Annotated in this window: 16 protein-coding genes; 5 read left to right on the forward strand and 11 right to left on the reverse strand. The window is 68.9% G+C overall.

Annotated features, from left to right (window positions below; genetic code table 11):
• Positions 1–5 precede the first annotated feature (5 nt).
• Genes FBY23_RS08240 through FBY23_RS08255 form a run of 4 tightly spaced genes read right to left on the reverse strand, consistent with a single transcriptional unit; the run spans position 6 to position 5,772 of the window.
• Positions 6–2,381 (reverse strand): bifunctional salicylyl-CoA 5-hydroxylase/oxidoreductase, encoded by a 2,376-nt coding sequence (locus FBY23_RS08240; protein WP_141797706.1) that lies wholly within the window; start codon positions 2,379–2,381, stop codon positions 6–8.
• Complete coding sequence (locus FBY23_RS08245; protein ID WP_174245192.1) at positions 2,378–4,030, reverse strand: AMP-binding protein; 1,653 nt, start codon at positions 4,028–4,030, stop codon at positions 2,378–2,380. The genes FBY23_RS08240 and FBY23_RS08245 overlap by 4 nt, the downstream gene beginning before the upstream one ends.
• The gene (locus FBY23_RS08250) at positions 4,027–4,944 is read right to left on the reverse strand and encodes an acyl-CoA thioesterase II (RefSeq protein WP_141797707.1); all 918 of its coding nucleotides are present in this window, start codon (positions 4,942–4,944) and stop codon (positions 4,027–4,029) included. The genes FBY23_RS08245 and FBY23_RS08250 overlap by 4 nt, the downstream gene beginning before the upstream one ends.
• A gap of 27 nt (positions 4,945–4,971) precedes the next feature.
• Entirely contained in the window at positions 4,972–5,772 is an 801-nt protein-coding gene (locus tag FBY23_RS08255; protein WP_260805823.1) for a fumarylacetoacetate hydrolase family protein, read from the reverse strand.
• A gap of 64 nt (positions 5,773–5,836) precedes the next feature.
• On the opposite strand from FBY23_RS08255, the gene FBY23_RS08260 reads away from it, so the two are divergent.
• From FBY23_RS08260 to FBY23_RS08270, 3 genes are read left to right on the forward strand one after another with little or no spacing between them, the layout of a single operon-like run.
• Positions 5,837–6,292, forward strand: coding sequence for a RidA family protein (locus tag FBY23_RS08260; protein WP_141797709.1), 456 nt, complete (start codon positions 5,837–5,839; stop codon positions 6,290–6,292).
• Positions 6,293–6,323: 31 nt separating this feature from the next.
• The gene (locus tag FBY23_RS08265; protein ID WP_141797710.1) at positions 6,324–6,725 is read left to right on the forward strand and encodes a cupin domain-containing protein; all 402 of its coding nucleotides are present in this window, start codon (positions 6,324–6,326) and stop codon (positions 6,723–6,725) included.
• A gap of 1 nt (position 6,726) precedes the next feature.
• Entirely contained in the window at positions 6,727–7,296 is a 570-nt protein-coding gene (locus tag FBY23_RS08270) for an Rv2993c-like domain-containing protein (protein WP_141797711.1), read from the forward strand.
• Here the strand turns inward: FBY23_RS08270 and FBY23_RS08275 are convergent.
• Genes FBY23_RS08275 through FBY23_RS08285 form a run of 3 tightly spaced genes read right to left on the reverse strand, consistent with a single transcriptional unit; the run spans position 7,256 to position 11,117 of the window.
• The gene (locus FBY23_RS08275) at positions 7,256–8,851 is read right to left on the reverse strand and encodes an NAD(P)/FAD-dependent oxidoreductase (RefSeq protein WP_141797712.1); all 1,596 of its coding nucleotides are present in this window, start codon (positions 8,849–8,851) and stop codon (positions 7,256–7,258) included. The two genes, FBY23_RS08270 and FBY23_RS08275, sit on opposite strands and share 41 nt — an antisense overlap.
• Positions 8,848–10,320 (reverse strand): NAD(P)/FAD-dependent oxidoreductase, encoded by a 1,473-nt coding sequence (locus FBY23_RS08280; protein ID WP_141797713.1) that lies wholly within the window; start codon positions 10,318–10,320, stop codon positions 8,848–8,850. Before FBY23_RS08280 ends, FBY23_RS08275 begins: the two co-directional genes overlap by 4 nt.
• Positions 10,321–10,331: 11 nt before the next feature.
• Positions 10,332–11,117, reverse strand: coding sequence for an SDR family oxidoreductase (locus FBY23_RS08285; RefSeq protein WP_141797714.1), 786 nt, complete (start codon positions 11,115–11,117; stop codon positions 10,332–10,334).
• Between the two features lie 237 nt (positions 11,118–11,354).
• Between FBY23_RS08285 and FBY23_RS08290 the strand changes: the two genes are divergently transcribed.
• A complete protein-coding gene (locus FBY23_RS08290) occupies positions 11,355–12,317 on the forward strand; it encodes an AraC family transcriptional regulator (RefSeq protein ID WP_141800931.1) in 963 nt (320 codons plus the stop codon).
• 224 nt (positions 12,318–12,541) lie between these two features.
• The gene (locus tag FBY23_RS08295) at positions 12,542–13,054 is read left to right on the forward strand and encodes a nuclease-related domain-containing protein (RefSeq protein ID WP_222117772.1); all 513 of its coding nucleotides are present in this window, start codon (positions 12,542–12,544) and stop codon (positions 13,052–13,054) included.
• Positions 13,055–13,200: 146 nt separating this feature from the next.
• Here FBY23_RS08295 and FBY23_RS08300 read toward each other — a convergent pair whose 3' ends face one another.
• The 4 genes from FBY23_RS08300 to FBY23_RS08315 all read right to left on the reverse strand — a co-directional run bounded on the left by FBY23_RS08300 (position 13,201) and on the right by FBY23_RS08315 (position 19,019).
• A complete protein-coding gene (locus FBY23_RS08300; protein WP_141797716.1) occupies positions 13,201–14,883 on the reverse strand; it encodes a UvrD-helicase domain-containing protein in 1,683 nt (560 codons plus the stop codon).
• Between the two features lies 1 nt (position 14,884).
• Complete coding sequence (locus FBY23_RS08305) at positions 14,885–16,498, reverse strand: ATP-dependent endonuclease (RefSeq protein WP_141797717.1); 1,614 nt, start codon at positions 16,496–16,498, stop codon at positions 14,885–14,887.
• 484 nt (positions 16,499–16,982) lie between these two features.
• Positions 16,983–17,459: a hypothetical protein gene (locus FBY23_RS08310; RefSeq protein ID WP_141797718.1), complete on the reverse strand. Its 477-nt coding sequence runs from the start codon at positions 17,457–17,459 to the stop codon at positions 16,983–16,985.
• A 378-nt stretch (positions 17,460–17,837) separates the two neighbouring features.
• Positions 17,838–19,019: a hypothetical protein gene (locus FBY23_RS08315; protein ID WP_141797719.1), complete on the reverse strand. Its 1,182-nt coding sequence runs from the start codon at positions 19,017–19,019 to the stop codon at positions 17,838–17,840.
• Positions 19,020–19,192 lie beyond the last annotated feature (173 nt).

The following is a 19,192-nucleotide window of genomic DNA, read 5'->3' on the forward strand; positions in this document are numbered from 1 at the left end:
CGATGTCAGGCGGTCACCGCCGAGCTGTCCGGCGTCCAGCGCAGGTGCACGGCGTCGGTCTCGCCCTCCCGGAGCAGCTGCAGTCGCGGCGGGACCTTGTCGGTGCGCGATGTCGGAGGCCGGCGCCGCCCGGCGGCCCACGGCACCGGCCAGTCGGCCGCCGGGCCGGCGTACTCCTGCTCGGCCGCCGCGTGCAGCGTCCAGCTCGGGTCGTAGAGGTGGGTCCGGCCGAGCGCGCAGATGTCGGCACGGCCGGCCAGCAGGATCGAGTTGACGTCGTCGTACGACGAGATGGCACCGACCGCGATCACCTTGACCCCGGCGGGCTCCGCCACCAGGTGACGGATCTTGTCGGCGAAGGGGGTCTGGTAGGACCGGCCGAACGCGGGTCGCTCCTCCTTGCCGACCTGCCCGGACGACACGTCGATCGCGGCCGCTCCGGCGGCGATGAACGCGCGGGCGATCTCGACCGCGTCGTCGTCGGTGTTGCCGTCCGGGATCCAGTCGGTGGCCGAGATGCGCACGGTCACGGGGATCGCTGTCGGAACCGCGGCGCGGACCGCCTCGAACACCTCGATCGGGAAGCGCAGCCGGTTCTCCAGCGAGCCGCCGTACTCGTCGCTGCGGTGGTTGGCGACGGGGGAGAGGAAGGAGGAGAGGAGGTAGCCGTGGGCGGCGTGCACCTCGACGAGGTCGAAGCCGGCGTCGACCGCCCGGCGTGCGGCGGCCACGAAGTCGGCGACCACCTGGTCCAGGTCGTCCCGGGTCGCCTCGCGTGGGACGTGGCAGCCGGGGCCGTAGGGCAGGGCGGAGGGTCCGACGATCTCCCAGTTGCCGTCCTCGAGCGGCTCGTCCATGCCGTCCCACATGAGCTTCGTCGAGCCCTTGCGGCCCGAGTGGCCGAGCTGGGTCCCGATCTTCGCGGTGCTGTTGGCGTGCACGAAGTCGGTGACCCGGCGCCAGGCCGCGGCCTGCTCGTCGGTCCAGATGCCGGGGCAGCCGGGCGTGATCCGGCCCTCGGGGGACACGCAGGTCATCTCGGTCATGATCAGGCCGGCGCCGCCGAGCGCCTTGCTGCCCAGGTGTACGAGGTGGAAGTCCGTGGGGACGCCGTCGACGGCGACGTACTGGTCCATCGGCGAGAGCATGACGCGGTTCTTCAGCTCGAGCTCGCCGATGCGGACCGGCTGGAACATCGCGGGCGCGGTCTCGGTGCCGCCCTGGCTGCGGGCGAACTCGTTCTCCATGAGGTCGGCGAAGACCGCGTCGCGGTCCTTGAGGTTCTCGAAGGTGATCCGGCGCGATCGGGTCAGCAGGTTGAAGACGAACTGCGCCGGGTCCTGGTCGGCGTACATGCCGATGTTCTCGAACCACTCGAGCGAGGCCTGGGCCGCGCGCTGGGTCGACTCCACGACCGGCTTGCGCTCTGTCTGGTAGGCCGCCAGTGCGGCCTCGACGCTCGGGTGCTCGTGCAGGCAGGCGGCCAGCGCGAGGGCGTCCTCCATCGCGAGCTTGGTCCCCGAGCCGATCGAGAAGTGGGCGGTGTGGGCGGCGTCGCCGAGCAGGACGACGTTGTCGTGGTGCCACCGTTCGTTGCGGACGGTGTGGAAGTTGAGCCACTTCGAGTTGTTGGTGAGGATCTGGTGCCCCTGCAGCTCGTCGGCGAAGATCTCGGCGATCCGTTCGACGGCGTACTCGTCGGAGACGCCGGGCGGGAAGATCTCGTGCTCGGTCCGGTCGAGCCCGGCGCGGCGCCACACGTCGTCGTGCATCTCCACGATGAAGGTCGAGCCCTGGTCGGAGTAGGGGTAGCCGTGGATCTGCATGGTGCCGAACTCGGTCTGCTTCACGAAGAACTGGAACGCCTCGAAGACGAGGTCGGTGCCGAACCAGATGTACTTGTTGTTGCGGCGGTCCAGGCTCGGGCCGAAGACGTCGGCGTACTTCGTGCGGACGGCCGAGTTGAGGCCGTCGGCGGCGAGCACGAGGTCGTGCTCGGAGCGCAGCTGGTCGGGGTCGGGCGCCTCGGTGCGGTAGTGCACGGTCACGCCGAGCTCGGCCACCCGCTCCTGCATGATCTGCAGCAGCTCCTTGCGCGACATCGCCGCGAAGCCCTGGCCGCCGACGGTGAAGGCGGTGCCGTTGAACTCCACGTCGATGTCGGTCCACCGCGCGAAGCGGGTCTCCATCCGATCGTGGATGACCTGGTCGGCGCCCTCGATGCTGCCGAGGGTCTCGTCGGAGAACACGACGCCGAAGCCGAAGGTGTCCTCCGGCGCGTTGCGCTCCCAGACGGTGATCTCGTGGGTGGGGTCGAGGGTCTTCATCAGAGTGGCGAAGTAGAGCCCACCGGGCCCGCCGCCAACGATTGCGATCTTCATGCTCGGGTCTCCGATTCGCTGAGCTGTCGCAGCCTGAAGTGCTGCAGCTTTCCACTGGTGTTGCGCGGCAGGGCGTCGATGAAGCGCACCGCCCGCGGGTACTTGTAGGGGGCCAGGCGGTCCTTGACGTGCTGCTGGAGCTCGCTGACCTTCGTGGCGTCGCCGGTGACGCCCTCGCGCAGCACGACGAAGGCGCACACGAGCGCACCGCGGTCCGGGTCGGGTACGCCGACCACGCCGGCCTCGACGACGTCCGGGTGGGTGCCGAGCGCCTCCTCGACCTCGGGGCCGCCGATGTTGTAGCCGGAGGAGACGATCATGTCGTCGGTGCGGGAGCGGTACCAGAAGTAGCCGTCCTCGTCGCGGACGAAGGTGTCGCCGGTGACGTTCCAGCCGTTGACGACGTAGCTGCGCTGCCGCTCGTCGTCGAGATAGCGGCAGCCGACGGGGCCGATGACGGCCAGCCGGCCCTCGACGCCCGCGGCGACCTCGTTGCCGTCGGCGTCCAAGATGGTGGCGCGGTAGCCCGGGACGGGCTTGCCGGTCGCTCCCGGACGGACGTCGTCGCCCGCCGCCGAGATGAAGACGTGCAGCAGCTCGGTGGCCCCGATGCCGTCGATGACCGCCAGGCCCAGCTCGCGGCGCAGCTCGTCCCAGGTCGCCTGCGGCATGTGCTCGCCGGCGGTGACCGCGACGCGCAGGCCCTTGAGCTGGCCGATGCTGCCGGACTTGAGGATCTGCTTGTAGGCGGTCGGCGCGGTCGCGAGGACGGTGACGCCGTGCTCGTCGATCAGGCCGGCGAGCTGGACGGGCGTCGCCGACTCGGTGAGCAGCGCGCAGGCACCTGCCCGGAGCGTGAACACGACGAGCATGCCGAGCCCGAACGTGAACGCGAGCGGCGCGGTGCAGGCGACCAGGTCGGTCGGCTCCAGCCGCAGTGTGCTGCGGCCGAAGGTGTTGTCGATCGACAAGATGTCGCGGTGGAAGTGGGTCGTGAGCTTCGGCAGACCGGTGGTGCCCGAGGTGGGACCGAGTAGTGCGACGTCGTCGGCAGCGGTGTCCACCGCCGTGAACGTGGTCGGCTTGCCGGCCGCCCGCCGGGACAGGTCGTCGTCGGCGTCACCGCCGTAGGCGACCACGACCAGGCCGGGCGCGACCCGGTCGCGGACCTCGTGCACGTCGGCGACGAGGCGGTGGTCGACCAGGGCCACGGCCGGCCGGGTGCGCTCCACGATCGGCGTCAGCTCGGTCGCCCGCAGCGCGGCCATGGTGGTCACGACGATGCCGCCGGCCTTGAGCACGCCCAGCCAGGCCGCGACGGTCCACGGGTTGTTGGGGGAGCGCAGCAGCACCCGGTTGCCGCTGACCATGCCGAGGTCCTCGACCAGGACGTGGGCGACCTGGTTGGCGCGCGCGAGCAGCTCGCCGTAGGTCCACACCGTGCCGTCGGGCGTGCGCAGGGCGGGCCGGTCGGGACCGTGGGCCGCGACCGCTGCGTCGATGAGCTCGACGGCGGCGTTGAGCCGCTCGGGGTACTGCAGCAGCGGCGTGGTGAACTCCAGCGTCGGCCACAGCTCCGCGGGCGGGAGGTGGTCGCGCGCGAAGGTGTCCTCGAGGCCCGAGCGGCTCAGGGCGCCTGTGGCGGTCACGACGATGCCCCGGCAGCGCGGATCATGCCCTCCTGGACGACGGTCGCGACGAGGATGCCGTCGGGGGTGAAGAAGCGGCCGAGCGCCGAGCCGCGGCCGGACTCCACCGACACCGCCTCCTGGACGTAGAGCAGCCAGTCGTCCATCCGGACGGGCCGGTGGAACCACATGGCGTGGTCGAGGCTCGCGGTCACCAGGCCCTCGTCGGCCCACGCCAGCCCGAGGACGCGCAGCACCGGCTCGAGGATCGTGTAGTCGCAGACGTAGGCGAGCGCGGCGACGTCGCGCTGCTCGTCGGTCAGTCCCTCGACGGGGCGCAGCGCGTCGTACGGCTTCACCCAGACGGCCTGGTGCGGCGTCCGCTCGCCATCGATGCTCAGGTAGACCGGACCGGGGGTGTGCCGCATGTCGAAGCTGCGCCCGCCCGACCAGTAGGCCTTCGACGTCTCGGTCATGGTGCCGCCGGTGCGCTCGGCGAGGTACGCCGCCGAGGTCGCCAGGTCCTCCGGGGCCGGGAGGCCGGCGGGGGTCTCGGGCTGGAACGAGCCGCCCGCCTCGCCCGCGGCGAAGCTCGCCATGCACACGTAGACGACCTTGCCGTTCTGGAAGGCGCGCACCTGACGGGTGCTGTAGCCGCGCCCGTCGCGCAGGATCTCGACCTCGTAGCGGACCTCGGCGCCGATGTCGACGGGCCGCATGAAGTAGGAGTGCATCGAGTGCAGCGACTTGGCCTCCGGGCCGGCCGACGGAACGGTCCGGACCGCCGCCGCGACGGCCTGGGCGACCATGTCGCCACCGTAGGCCTTGGGCCACGGGCAGGGCTGCGTCGTCGCGGTGAACGCGACGTCGAACACCTCGGCCTCGCTCTCCTTGAGCGTGATCGCGTCGGTGAAGATCGCGCTGGTGGGTGCCATCGGTTGTCCTTCGGTCGGTGGGGTGGGTCAGGCGATGCGGACGGTGTTGGTGAGCAGCCCGATGCCGGGGATCTCGGTCTCGACGACGTCGCCGTCGCGGAGGTAGGTCGGCGGCTCCATGCCCATGCCGACGCCACCGGGCGTGCCGGTCAGCACGATGTCGCCGGGCCGCAGCACGGTGAAGGTGGAGACGTAGGACAGGAGTGCGGCGCTGTCGAAGACGAGTGTCTTGGTGTTGCCGCGCTGGCGCTCGACGCCGTTGACCCGGCACAGCACCTCGACGCCGGCGCTCGGGTCCAGCTCGTCGGGTGTGACGACGACCGGGCCCAGGGGAGTGGTGGCGTCCCACGCCTTGCCCTGGAACCACTGCAGCGTCCGGCGCTGCCAGTCGCGCACGGAGATGTCGTTGGCGACGGTGTAGCCCGCGATGGCCTGCTCGGCCTCGGCCGGGGTCGCGTTGCGCAGCTCGGTGCCCACGACGACCGCCAGCTCGGCCTCCCAGTCCAGCTGGAGCCCGTCGTGGGCGGGCAGCACGATGTCGGCGCCCGGCGCGAGCAGCGTGTCGGCGTACTTCGCGAAGAGGGTCGGGTACGCCGGCGTCTCGCGGCCGGTCTCGGCGATGTGGTCGCCGTAGTTGAGGCCGCAGCAGATCACCTTGCCGGGGCGGGGCAGCGGCAGCACGGGCTGCGCGCCGGGGAGCTCGTCGCCGGGGACCGGTGCCAGGCCGGACGCCAGCAGCTCGCTCAGGTCGGCGGCCGGGAGGGCGTGCCAGCGCCCGTCGACCTCGACGGCGGCGCGGGTGCCGGTGGGGTGGGTGACCGTGGCCATTCGCATATGTCATTTTTGACACGAACGTTGCGCTGATGTCAATACGCAACCTATGGTGGATCGCATGACCACCGACCTCACCCACGACGTCACGCCGGACCTCACGCCCGTGGCGGTGAACCCCGCGGAGCTGGCCGCGCCGAGCGGCTATTCGCACGGCACGCTGAGCGGCAACACGCTCCACCTCGGCGGCCAGACCGCCCTCGACGCGAACATGCAGATCGTGCCCGGCGGGATCGTCGAGCAGTTCCGCCAAGCCTTCGGCAACGTCCTCACCACGCTGCGTGCAGCGGGCGGCGTGCCCGAGGACCTCGTGTCGATCACGATCTACCTGACCGACATCCCCGACTACCAGGCCCACGGCCGCGAGATTGGTGCCGTCTGGCGCGAGCTCGCCGGTCCCGTCTACCCGGCGATGGCCGGCATCGGCACCACCGGCCTGTGGCAGCCCGAGGCGCTCATCGAGATCGTCGGTGTCGCCGTCATCCCCGACGAGCGCCTCGTCCGCCCCGGCAACTGAAGCGACCGACCAGCACCGAAGGAGAACCGCCATGCCCGCCATGACCCCGCACGCGGACGAGCTCAACGCCCTTCCGCCCCTCGCCTCCCGCTACGTCCAGGTCGACGAGCTCCCCTGGAAGCCGACCGGCTTCCCGGGCATCGACATGAAGGTGCTGCTCCGCGAGCCGGAGACCGGCCTGCTGACCGCGCTGTTCCGCTGGGAGCCGGGCGCCGTCCTGCCGCTGCACGAGCACGTCGAGATCGAGCAGACCTACGTGCTCGAGGGCAGCATCGTCGACGAGGAGGGCGAGACCACGCCCGGGAACTTCTCGTGGCGACCCAAGGGGAACCAGCACCGTGCCCACGCGCCGAACGGCGCGCTGCTCATCGCCTTCTTCCTCAAGCCCAACATCTTCCTCGAGGGCGCCGAGGCCGGCACCACGCTCGAGTGACATGAGGATCACCACCTTCCGACACGCCGGTGGCACCGGCTGGGGGCTCATCGAGGACGACGGCATCGTCGACCTGAGCGAGGACCCATCACTGCCGTACGCCGACGCGTCGGAGGCGCTGCGGAGCGAGACCGTGCTGGACCTCGCCATGTCCGCCTGTGGGCTGACGCCGCAGCACCGCCTCGAGGACGTCACCCTCCTCGCGCCGCTCCCCGCCCCCGGCCGGGTGCTCGTCGTCGACGGCGAGCAGGTCACGCACCTCGCCCGTCCGGACGTCCACGACGCCGGTACGGACCTTCCCGGTGGGCGCAGGATGCTCGCCGTGATCATCGGCAGCCCCACGCGCGAGGTCGCCCGCGAGCGCGCCGTCGAGCACCTGCTCGGTGCCACCGGCGCCGTGCTCCACGACAGCCGGCTCGCGATCGGGCCGTGGGTCGTCAGCCGCGACGAGACCGGGGACCTGGACTCCCTCCACGACGCAGGACGAGGCCTCGCCGACATCGTCAGCGAGGCCTCGCGGCGGTGGTCGCTCAGCTCCGGCGACGTCGTCCTGGTGCCCGCCGCCTGCTGATCAGCTGCTGGGCCACGAGGTGGCCGGAGCCCCCGCCCAGGCCCGGGCCCGGGTGCGTGAACGCCCCGATGTGGAAGACGTTCGGTACGCCGGTGCGGTGGCCGCTTCCCGTGCCGGGGCGCCACAGCAGGGACTGGTCGAGCTCGGCCGCGCCCCCGTAGGGGTCGCCGTGCACCGCGTTGGCGTTGGCGGAGGCCAGCCCGGTCGGGTCGATCACGCGGCGGCCGATCACGCTGCCGGCCAGCCCGGGAGCGAACCGCTCGATGCGGGCGACCACGCGCTCGGCGTACGCCTCGGCGAGGGCGGGCGTCCATCCCTCGGCGGCATCGAGCTCGCCCGCGGCGTCCCCGACGGGGCGCCACGGGAGCTCCTGCAGCTGGATCCACAGCGTCGCCCGGCCCTCGGGAGCCCGGCTCGGGTCCAGCACGCACTGCTGGCCGACGACGACGGTCGGCTCCGCGGGCAGGAGACCCGCCTCGGCCTGGGCGCAGGCGATCGCGGTGCTGTCCGAGCCGTTGCTGACGTGGACGAGCGGGACCTCGTCGAGGCGGCTGTCGGTCCAGCGCAGCGGCGCGTCGAGCGCCAGGTGGATCTGGGCCGCGGCCCGACCGGGGCGGTGCCGGGCGACAGCGCGTCGTCCGTGCTCGCCGACGGCCTCCGGCGGGAGGAGGCCGTCGTACAGGCGGCCGGTCGAGGTCGACGCGAGCACCGTCGCCGCGCGCAGGTGGCCGGCCCCGGTCTCGACGCCCACCGCACGGCCGGACCGCACGGTGATCGACTTCGCGGGCGTCGCGCGGAACACGTCGACGCCGCGCTCCTCGAGCAGCGCCTCGAACGCGGCGACGAAGGCGCTCGCGCCACCCTCGACGACCGGGAGCCCGATCTCGTGCATCGTGAACGCCATCACCGCGAGCATCAGCCCACCGGTGGCCTGGTCGGGCGCGAGGCCCGCGTGCAGCAGCCACGGCGCCCACAGCTGGTCGACCTCGGGGCCGGCGAAGCGCTCGCGGCCCAGGCCGCGCCCGCTCTGCATCGCGACCCGCGCCAGCTCGCTCAGCCCGTCGCGACCCAGCCCACGGGCCGCGCCGAGGCCGAGCCGGGCCAGGTCGCGGGTGCGCAGCTCGGACCCGAGCGCGCCGAACACGTGGGGCGCCCAGCGACCGAGGTCGGCCAGCAGCGACGCGTACGCCGTCCGGTCGGCTTGGTGCGCGAAGCCCTCCGCGGTCCGGGCGGGGTCGCGGTGGGCCACCACGGTGCCGCGCTCGGAGACCGACGCGGTCACGGCCCCGTCGGCGTTGCGGTAGGCGAGGCCGTGGCGGTGGAGGTCGGCCCCGAGGTCGGCGTACGCGCCGCCGGCCTGGAACAGTGGGTGCCAGGAGCTGAACGTGTCGTGGACGAAGCCGGGCACGGTGAGCTCGTCGGAGGCGATGAACCCGCCGAGGCGGTCCCGCTCCTCGACCAGGGCCACCCTCCGGCCCGCCCCGGCGAGCTCGGCGGCGGCCACCAGGCCGTTGATCCCGGCGCCGATCACGACGACGTCGTACTCGTCCTTCATCGCTTGCCGACGCCCAGCCGGCGGGCGAGCCTCGGCGTGATCCGGCGGTAGTCCGCCGGCTTCACCGGCATCAGCCACTGCTTGGCCTTCGTGCGCCGCGGCACGTCGAGGCCGACGTCGGAGAGCACCTCGTCCACGTTGTGCATGGAGAACGGGATGATGTTCGTGCCCCGTGCGTGCATGCCACCCGTGCGCTCGCGCATCCACGCCAGGCGGGCGCGGGTCCTCTCCAGCATCTCCTCGCGCGAGGGCAGCCGGTGGTGCCCGCCGAGGTGGGAGCCGATCCAGATCGCCGACACCTCGGCGGACAGCGGGGAGAAGAACGACGAGTTGTAGCCGGCGAAGCTCAGGTCGGGGACGTTGATCGGGTGGATCTGCCGGTAGAGCAGGAAGTCGCCGTTGTCGTCGAGCAGGTGGTCGAGCACCTCTCGCGGCAGGAAGGGGATGTCCTGGGTCCACCCGGTGGCGGCGATCACCACGTCGGCCCGGAGCACCTGCCCGTTGGCGAGCTCGGCGTGGGGCTTGCCGTCCTTCTCGAGGAAGCGGGTGATCACGGTGTCGCGGTGGACCCGGATCGCGCCGGAGGAGACGCCCTCGAAGAAGCCCTCGGTGGCCAGGGAGACGGTCGACTTCGCGATGTCGGCGAAGGTGCCCTGCGGGACGAGTCCGAGCTTGTCGAGCCGCAGCTGCTTGGTGGTGACGCTCTCGACCGTGCCGAGCATGTTGTTGGCCAGCATCGAGTCGCGGGCGTGGAGCAGGCGTTCCGCGCCGTTGACCGAGCGGTAGCGGAACAGGCCCTCGCCGAGGCGGTTGAGCATCAGGAACTTGTAGTTGACGACGCCGCTGACCTTGCGTGGCATCTTCCAGAGCAGCTCGCGGGCGACGACCGACGTGGCGGCGGCCTCCTTGGCGATCTCGACGGTGATGTCGCAGGCGGACTTGCCGTAGCCGAGGACCACGGTGTGCTTGCCGCGCACCTGGTCCAGGCTGTGGAACTCGCTCGACGGGAGGTACTGCCCACCGGCCTGCTCGAAGTCCTCGAGGCCGTCGACCGGCGGCACGAAGGGACGGGAGAAGATCCCGCTCGCAAGCACGAGGTGGTCGTAGTGCTCGGTGCCGCGGGCGGTGGTGACGTCCCACCCGCCGCCGGGCGTCGGTGCGGCGTGCTCCACCTCGGCGTTGAGCCGGACGTGCGGTGTGACGCCGAACTCGTCGGCGTACGACGCGAGGTAGGCCGCCACTTGCTCGCCGCTCGGCCACTCGGGGTAGTCCCGCGGCATCTTCTTGTCGGAGAGGCAGTAGGTGCCCTTGTTGTTCTGCGTCTTCAGGCCCGGGTAGCGGCGGGTGCGGCTCCACACCCCGCCGATGTCGGGAGTCTTCTCGAGCACGGTCACGTCGTGACCGAGCTGGCGAAGGACCTTGGCGGAGGAGATGCCGGCGAAGCCGGCTCCGACGATCGCGATCTTCATGGCGGGTGACCTCACTCGGAGAGCTGCGGGATGGCGGGGACGGCCTGCTCGGGGCCGAGGGCGGAGTAGCCGCCGTCGGCGGCCCAGTCGGCGCCGGTGACGACGGATGCGGCGTCGGAGGCGAGGAACGCGACGACGGCCCCGATCTCGGCGCCGTCGCCGACGCGGCCGGTCAGGTGGAACGGCGCGGCCACGGCATCGGTCTTCGCGCGGTCGCCGCCGGAGAGGTCGTCCATGATCTTCGACCACGTCCAGCCGGGGCTGACCGAGTTCACCCGGATGCCGTCGCCGGCGAGGTCCATCGCCATTGACCGGGTCAGCGAGACGATCGCTGCCTTCGACGCGGGGTAGACCCAGCGCCCGGTCTGCGCGACCTTGCTGGAGATCGAGGTGAAGTTGACGACGGCGGCGTGCTCGCTGGCCCGCAGGTGCGGGTGCGCGGCGCGGACGACCTCCACCATCGAGACGACGTTGACGTCGAGCGCCTTGAGCCAGTCGGCGCGGGGGGTCGCGAAGCCCTCGTCGAGATAGGTCGCCGCGAGGTTCACGACGATGTCGATCCCGCCGAAGCGGTCGACCGTGCCGGCCACCAGCTCGGCGAGGGAGGCGTCGTCGGTGACGTCGGTGCGCGCGAAGACAACCTCGTCGCCCAGCTTCTCGGCGGCCCGGCCGCCCTCCTCGTCGACATCGGCGACGACGACCCGGGCGCCGGCCGCGGCGAGCGCGCCGACGACCCCGTGGGCCAGCAGCGTCGCGCCTCCGGTGACGATCGCGGTCCGACCGGTCAGATCGGTCATGGGGATACCTCCGCCTCGTATGCTGTGCGATGCAGGTCACATCGCGTTGTCGGGAACGTAGGCATCCGCGACGGCGTGCACTATCCGGAAAACGCAGGTGACGTCCGCCAACCGCGACGAGATCCGCCGCGAGCGCCGGACGAAGCGGGACGTGACGGGTCACCAACGATCGTTCCGCCGTTGACATATGGTGGCGATGGTGCGCCAATGGACGCAGCACGAGTCGAAGGAGCCGGGGTGGCCAGGACACTGCTCGCCGAGCACCGCCAGATCGAGACGGCGGACGTCGACCAGGCGCGCCGCGAGGTGGGCGAGCGGTTCTGCGCCCATCGGCTCGAGCTCACGCGGCGCGACGGCCGGCTCGACATGGTGCACAGCTCGGCGTCCATCGGCGCCGACATCAGCCTCAACTACCTGCGCTACGGCGACGAGGTCCGGATCACGCCCGGCACCTTCGACGACTTCTTCCTCGTCCAGGTCCCGCTCCAGGGCACGGCGCGGGTGCGGGTCGGGGAGCAGGTCGTGGCGTCCTCGCGCAGCCGCGCGTCGGTCGGATCGCCGACCGAGGCCGTCGACATGGTGTGGAGCGACGGCTGCGAGCAGCTGCTGGTCTACCTGCGCCGCCACGCCGTCGAGGAGCTCGCCTCCGACGGCGAGGCCACGGCGCCGGTCGTGTTCAACCCCGCGATGGACCTCGAGACGCCCGCCACCCGCGCCTGGCTGCGACTGGTCCACCTCGCCCTCGACGACATCGAGGCCGGAGGCGCGCTCTTCCGCTCGCCGCTGGCCTCGACCCACTTCGAGCAGACCCTGATCGCCGGGCTGCTGGCCGCCCAGCCCAACAACCGGCAGGTCGTCGCCCCTCCGGAGACCTCCTGCCCCCGCGTCGTACGCGCGGTCGTCGACCTGATCGAGGCCGAGCCCGAGCGTGCGTGGCGGCTCGCCGAGCTGGCTCGCCACGCCGGCGTCTCCGCCCGCACCCTGCAGGAGGCCTTCCAGCGCGAGCTGGGCATGACCCCCCTCGAGCGCCTGCGCAGCGCGCGGATCGCCCGCGCGCGCGCCGACCTGCTCGCGGCGGACCCCGCCACGGTGTCGGTCACCGACATCGCGGCGCAGTGGGGGTTCTTCCACCTGGGGCGGTTCGCCCAGGCCTACCGGGCGGCGTACCAGGAGCTTCCGTCGCAGACCCTGAAGCGCTGACCGTCGGCGGCGGCGTGCTGCTCCGGGTCACCGACGTGTCGGCTGCGTGATCAACGGAGGAGACCGCACTCGCTGAGGTCGCTGCGTCCGATGTCGCCGCCGAATCGCCGCCGGCGTGGGAGGACATCGGCAGCGAGCCCGCAGGCAGTGCCGCCCGCGAGCAGGCGCTCGCCGCGCGCGCGGCGCAAGGCAAGGTCAGGCACTTCCTGGCGCGGGCGTTCGACGTGAAGACGGACGAGCGTGCGTGGCGCATCGGCGCCGACGGTGAGCAAGCGGTCGCGGCACAGCTGGCCAAGCTCGGTCCGGAGTGGCGCGTCCTGCACGCGATCAGGGTCGGCGACCGGGGATCCGACATCGACCACCTGGTGATCGGTCCGGGCGGCGTGCTCACCGTGAACGCCAAGCACCACCCGAAGGCGAGTGTCTGGGTCGGCGGAGACACGTTCATGGTCAACGGTCGCCGCGTGCCGTACATCCGCAACAGCCGACACGAGGCCAAGCGGGCGGCTCGCCTGCTCACTGAGCAGGTCGGCTTCCCCGTGACCGCGCTCGGCGTGATCGCGGTGATGGGCGCCCACCAGGGGCTCAAGATCAAGAAGCAGCCCGAAGACGGAGCCGTCGTCGTCGTTCAGCGTCGCAGGATCAGCCAGTACGTTCGCGCGCTCCCGCCGCGACTCACCGAGCGCGAGGTCGCGGCGATCCACGAGGCGGCCCGTCGTTCGACGACCTGGCGGTAGGGGAGCGGATCGGACGTGCTGGGTCTGAGTGGCGCCTGCGTATTCAGTGCTCGGTAAGGACGAAGTGGGGGAGCGGTCGACCACAGCCATGGGCCAACGCCATTCCACCCAGATTGATGCACGGAGATGGCCAACAACGACCGTCGCTACCTCTTTCGGACCTCATCCCAATTGGCTGCTTTGAACCAGGCCACGGCGGCCGCTGAGTCGACGCACACTGGCTGTAGGTAAGGCCAGAACCGCGACGGTTTCTTCGCGTACGAGACCCCTGAGGTCGCTGCGGGGACACGCTGAGCACACATGATCACGGCACCGTGACGCGCGCGGGAGAGCATGACGGAAACGATCCGCGCCTCCTCCTGAATGGCCGCGGGACTAGTCGCTCGGAAGTCCGGGATGCATCCGTCTTCTGCTCCCACGACCATGACCCAGTCGAACTGTTGACCTTTGCCGACGTGCCCGGTGAGGAGGTGAACCCCGGGCATGCTCAACAGCGTGGACTCATCGCCGACCCGAATCCGTGTCTTGATGCTGCTCGGTGCGACACCCTGCTGCAGCAGGTCGCAGCACCAGTTCAGTGCTGCACCCAAGGCCTCGCGGGTACTCGGATCCTGCACACCGCTGAGGCCGGCCGCCTTCCTCAGGTAGTCAAGCGGGTCGTTCGCGACCTGGAAGTCAGCAACGTTGATGCGCGAGAGCATCGCCCTAATGATGCGAGCGGTGTCTGTATCGAGGATCCCGTCGTCCCACCTGTAGGACGGTAGTTCGCTCGCTTCCACCACGGCATCGGCGAAGCGCCGCCGGCTGGCCGTACGGGCAAGAATGCCGATGCGATGGTTCGGGGCCGAAGACAACAGGAAACGGGCGCATTTGATCACCCAGTCCGCCTCGGCTTCTGGGGTCGGAAAGATGATCTGAGCTGCCAACCCGCCGTGAGGCCAGGAAGCTGGTCTCGCTGATGTGAGGGCGGTTCCACCGGTCAGAGGTGACAGCGCGTTGACCATGCCGAGCACCGCCGGGGATGAACGGTGCGAGTCTGCGAATTCGATGACTGTCGATGTCTCACTTCTGACCTGCCGGTCGATCTCGTCGGGTCGAGCCCCGGCGAAACCGTAGATCCCCTGGGCAAGGTCACCGGCGTAGGTCGTCTTGCCGTGTCCGATCCGATTGACGATGCGTAGCTGTTGTGGGGTGAGATCTTGGAACTCGTCGACGACGACTGCTTCGAAGTGGTGGCGATATAGTTCAGCGACGCCATCGTTAGCGAGGATGAGTTCAGCAAGTCTCGGCAGGTCGTCGTACGTCAGCCGACCGTCCGCCACCCGTTGGCGCTCGATGTCTAGGGCGTCTGGGAGTTTCGACGAGATCAACTGCTCCTCGACCGCGTCGTCGTCGATCCCCTGCTGCTTGGTCTCACGAAGAAGGTCCTGAACGGCGCCTGAGAGCTGGAAGCCGAGGTTTCTACTACGGCATTGTTCTCCCACCCAGTCAGAGTCCGGGATGACCAAGTCGGAACTTAGACCGATGACCGATGCATGCGCGCGGAAGATACGTGCGGAGAGCCCGTGAAAGTTGGCGATGGTGACACGGTCGCGCATCGCGGCGGGGCTTAGGTAAGAGGCCAGACGATCGCGAATGTTGTCTCGAGCTCGGTTCGAGAACGTCGTGATCAGGACGCGTCGTGGCGGCGCTGCCGTCCCTCGCTGAAGCAGACCTTGGACCCGCAGTGCCAGCGCCTCCGTCTTTCCGCAGCCGGCTGGCGCAACGACAAGGAGATCAAGGTGGGGATGCTCGCGGATGTCGAGTTGGGCTTGGGTGGGCTGGACCATTTCAGATGAGCTCGATCTCGGTCAGAAGCTTTTCAATACTCGCGATTGCACGGGCTTCCGCCTCGCCGACGAGTGGCGCGACAACGAGCGCGGCGCGCACCTTGTGCTTCGAAGTCGAGCGGCAGAAAGCGGCGACGTCGTCGGCAGTTCGCGTGCCACCCGCTCCTGTGGCTGTGCAGTTGGCGCGCTCGTTGTCGGTGAATAGCGTTGAATGCTCGATGGCCGTCCACACGGTTCCAGCGCCGAGTGCCGCCACGCACTCAGCCTCGAGGTCGGGGTCTGATACCCACGTCGAACGAAGATGAAGGTCGGCGACGGCAACGCCCAGCTTCGATGCTGTGTAGCCCTTGGCGTCTGCATCGATGAGGAGCGACATCGGAATGTCGAAACCGCTCGGCCCGAAGATCTTGATCACCGGGCCCATATCGCCGGCTCCATTGGTCTCGACGAGTGAGCAGCCTAGGCGATCAAGATTCCGGTCGGTTGCGTCGGCGCAGCGCTCGACGATGATGCGGTCGGAGATCCCTTCCACTGCCACTACACGACGGGCTGTGAGCGGCTCGAGCTTGTCGCGGACCCACCAACGAACGGTCATGCGCTCGTCGGCGCTTAGGAAGTTGGCCTGGGGCTGAACGACCTTGCCGCCTGAACGGACCACCACAATGCACTCCGGCTCGAACGCTCCAACAATGTCGGCCGAGTGCGTGGCGATGAACTTTTGATTGCCCCCCTGCTGCAACAACCGCGCCAGGCTGCGCTGGCTGGTTGGGTGCAAGTGAATCTCTGGCTCATCGATTGCCACCATGTTGGCACCGACGCTCGCCATGTCGTACAGCGCGATGGCGAATAGGGCTCGGGTGCCATCGGACTGTTCGGACAGGCAGCGTTGCTGCCCGCCCTTCTTGATCTGCAATCGGACGTCATGGAGAACATCGTTCTCGGCGCTGGCTCCTGGGACGAACGAAAGGTCATCCTTGGCAACTGCCTCAGGAAGGGTGCGAGAAAGTTGACCAGCGAGATTGGTCCTGAGCGCGTCGAGCATCGTCGAGTTCTTCAACGCGTCTTGAAACTGCGTCGCAAGTGCATCGAAGGTGGCTTGCTCGGGCCCCAAGTCGACCGTCTGAAGAATGTCGTCGAGATGTGAGCGCCGATCGGCGCGTAGATCGCGCGAAAGCCCCATGGCTCCCAGCATCTGCCAGCCGAGCCCGGCGATCTGCTCTCGCGAGAGTTGCCGACCAGTGCCACCATCCGGCGCCGTTCGCTCCACAGTCAGCGTCTGGTTCGCGTCGAACGTGGCGGCCAGCTTGATCGTTAGCGTCTTGTCGCCGGTTACCGGGTCCACAGTGATCTCGTCCGGGAAGAGAGCCTCTTGACCGGGGTCGAACTCTTTCAGGTCCGCTTCGACGATGAGTGGCTGGTCCGGGTCCCGTAGGTCGTCAGACACGACCCACGAGTACAGCTGCGCAGTGCTCGCGCCCAGCAACAGGTTGAGGCAGCGCAGGAGTGACGACTTACCGACGTCGTTCGGACCTACCAGCACGAGGTGCTTGCGCACGTCGATGCTGACGTCAGCGAGCCTGCTGTAGTTCTGAACGCAAAGACGAGTGACCCGCACGCCGCGAGTCTGCCTGAGTCGACCTTCGTATGTCGGTGCAACGCAAAGATCGAACCGGCGTCCTCGACGCTGTCGAGACGGCAGGTCAGTTGCTGACGATCGCGCGGCCTTCCTCGTAGCCGTCGTGCTCTGCGCGATATGAGTGGAGAAATCTCATCCACGGGGTCAGTCCGCAAGACACCGCGGACGACCGCCCAGCGAGAGCGTGCAGTTGACTCGGCCAACCGTGAGATCCGTGAATACAACGCTGGCGTCAAGAAGGCCGGCAACTACTACAACCGTGAGGCGCGCAGGTACAACTCCAATGGCATGCGCACACAACCGGGAGGTCGAAAACCAGCGACGTCGTCTGCGTCAAGAAGTTGGCAGACTGAACTCTAGGACAAACACGACTTCGTTCGCGGCCTATCGGCAATCGCCAACCACTTTCGTCGAATGGGACTGCTGCGCCAACCGGTGTCAGCCCGAACTATCCCATTCGGGCCTACTGCTGCGTGGAGAGCAACTCCTTGGCTCGGATCCACACGCCGCGGCACCAGATGTTCATTTCTGAGCGATGCTCGGAGATCTCGTCGTCGCTCGGGATCGGCACCGGCGTACCACTGCGCGGGTTGACTGTCCGATGATTCTCAATGCCTGTGATCAGACGGATGCCGTTCTCGTCCGGCTCAGTCTCGACGTAGTCGTAGCGCATGACTGAGTGCGCCATGAGATTCCGATAGTCGGCAAAGCGCGCGAGGTCGTTCGCGAGATCGGGATCGATCTCGGTCCGCATGTCCTTGCGGAGCCGCTCGGAATACTTCGCGAGTTCGAGATGCTCATCGTTCTCGGGCAAGCGGCCGTTTCGTGCCGTGAACAGCAGGTAGGCGGCGTGATCCTCGCAGGCCGCGAAGATCGCCGCGATCCGGCCCACGTTTAGGTAGTGGCGGTCCTTCTCTTCATCAGGGAAGACGTCAGTCACTCGGCACCCTCGGACATCTCATACTCGCGCTGCAGTTGACACCTGCTCAACCCTAGTGGCCGACCTCGCGGCCTACGCCGGACCACCCGACGTATCGTTCCACCGTGCGCGACCGCTCGACCTGGCTACGAGTCGCGCCTTTGGGGGCGTGCACGGATCGGCAGTGATGTGCGCGCATACCGCCGCGTCCTGGCGTCGCCGTAGGTCTACCGCCGGGCGGCGTAGTGCCACACCGTGCGTGTGGCGATCCATGATGAGGCTTCGCCTCAATCGCCAGGTACATCGTCATGACAAGTACCTCGCTTCTTCCGTTCCGACCGGACTCCATGACTGCAGCCCAGTCGGAGGCGGTCTCCAGCCGCAGTGCACCGCGTCGACTCAGCGCTCGTCCCGGGGCAGCCAGAACGTATAGTCCTCTCCGGCTCCTTCGATATCAGTAACGAACTGCCGCATGAACGCATCCAATGCGCCAGCCTCCTTCAAACCGATGCCGCCATGCAGGGCCAACGCCGTCCGTGGAAGACGGCGACGCACTGCGAGCGCCTGCTTGAGCGCGTGCCGCCACAGGCCGTCGTAGGCGGCGAATGCGTCGATGACCGCATCCCGTTCGGCGGAGTGTCCTCCGTGAATGAGTCGGCCACGCAACTCGTACAAGTCCGACCAATACGTCTTCACCGGGCCATTGGACTTGGTTTGCCAGTTGCCGCCCAGCTCTTCACCGAGACGAGCGAGTGCAGTCTTGAACGGCTTGTCGACCATCTCCTCCGCACTCTGCCGGTCACAGTCTTGGTCGACCCGGATAAGGAAGTGCAGCGCATGTACCAGCCGTTCGGCGCTGGACTGGAGCACAACGACAGCTACGTCGTGCTCACCACCGTCGAAGAGCCGGTGTGCGCGCAGCTTAAGGCGCCGGACCTGGTCGAGTGGATGGTTGTGAGGCTCGCTTCTCAGCAGTCGCGGAAGCAGTCCAAGCAGGTGGTCGGGGTGCTCTGACTGCATTCCTCGTGGCGGCGCCATGAAGTTCGGCAGTATCAGTTTCCGGTTTGCGCCCAGGCGCCGGCGACGTAGAGCGAGGACAATCTCGGGTCCGAGGTGCTCAATGACTACGGGATGGACGGCGCTGTCCTCCGTCGCAACCATGTAGACAGCCAAGAATCGGTTCAGGGCCCGGAGCGAGTAATTGAACAGGTCGGTCGAAATCTCAGGTGTGATGGGTACCGGCGGAATAGCGGTGATGAGCTCGCCGACGCCGACCCGAGGCGGGGTCGGTGCACACGATCGTGCTTGGAGCGCGGCCAACGCTGGCGCCAGTTCTTTGCGTGCCAGTTCGGGGTGTCGGGAGCCAGCGATCGCCGCCTCACTTGCGGACATGTCGATGACTCCCCGTCGAGACGACCCTTCGTGGAAGCGCACCGTCACCGGCGGGCGCCCGACATCGCTCGTTCCGTCCTTGGGCGGGATGACCAAGTTGCCGTTTGATGCGACCGCAGTCGAGAGTCCGAACGGCAATGGAACATAGGTCGCGCAGAAGCGGTCCTTCAGCCGAAGTCGAGTCAGCACGGGTTCAGGCTAGGGCGACCGGCTGCGTTCAGGAATCGATTCTCGCCATGCACATCGCTCGGCGCGGCACAGGCGCGTCACGGCTCATCGATCGGATCGCCAAACGCCGGAGTACGCCGTGGGTCAGCCTCGCAACATCGAGCGGTCGTGTTGGCGGGGGATCAATGCGAACA

It is taken from the genome of Nocardioides sp. SLBN-35 (genome assembly GCF_006715725.1).
Lineage (GTDB): Bacteria > Actinomycetota > Actinomycetes > Propionibacteriales > Nocardioidaceae > Nocardioides.

Bases quoted from the DNA above. Each gene is read 5' to 3' on its own strand.
- FBY23_RS08240 (WP_141797706.1), bottom strand. From the start codon at position 2,381: ATGAAGATCGCAATCGTTGGCGGCGGGCCCGGTGGGCTCTACTTCGCC.
- FBY23_RS08250 (WP_141797707.1), bottom strand. From the start codon at position 4,944: ATGGCACCCACCAGCGCGATCTTCACCGACGCGATCACGCTCAAGGAG.
- FBY23_RS08255 (WP_260805823.1), bottom strand. From the start codon at position 5,772: ATGGCCACGGTCACCCACCCCACCGGCACCCGCGCCGCCGTCGAGGTC.
- FBY23_RS08260 (WP_141797709.1), top strand. From the start codon at position 5,837: ATGACCACCGACCTCACCCACGACGTCACGCCGGACCTCACGCCCGTG.
- FBY23_RS08265 (WP_141797710.1), top strand. From the start codon at position 6,324: ATGCCCGCCATGACCCCGCACGCGGACGAGCTCAACGCCCTTCCGCCC.
- FBY23_RS08270 (WP_141797711.1), top strand. From the start codon at position 6,727: ATGAGGATCACCACCTTCCGACACGCCGGTGGCACCGGCTGGGGGCTC.
- FBY23_RS08275 (WP_141797712.1), bottom strand. From the start codon at position 8,851: ATGAAGGACGAGTACGACGTCGTCGTGATCGGCGCCGGGATCAACGGC.
- FBY23_RS08280 (WP_141797713.1), bottom strand. From the start codon at position 10,320: ATGAAGATCGCGATCGTCGGAGCCGGCTTCGCCGGCATCTCCTCCGCC.
- FBY23_RS08285 (WP_141797714.1), bottom strand. From the start codon at position 11,117: ATGACCGATCTGACCGGTCGGACCGCGATCGTCACCGGAGGCGCGACG.
- FBY23_RS08300 (WP_141797716.1), bottom strand. From the start codon at position 14,883: ATGGTCCAGCCCACCCAAGCCCAACTCGACATCCGCGAGCATCCCCAC.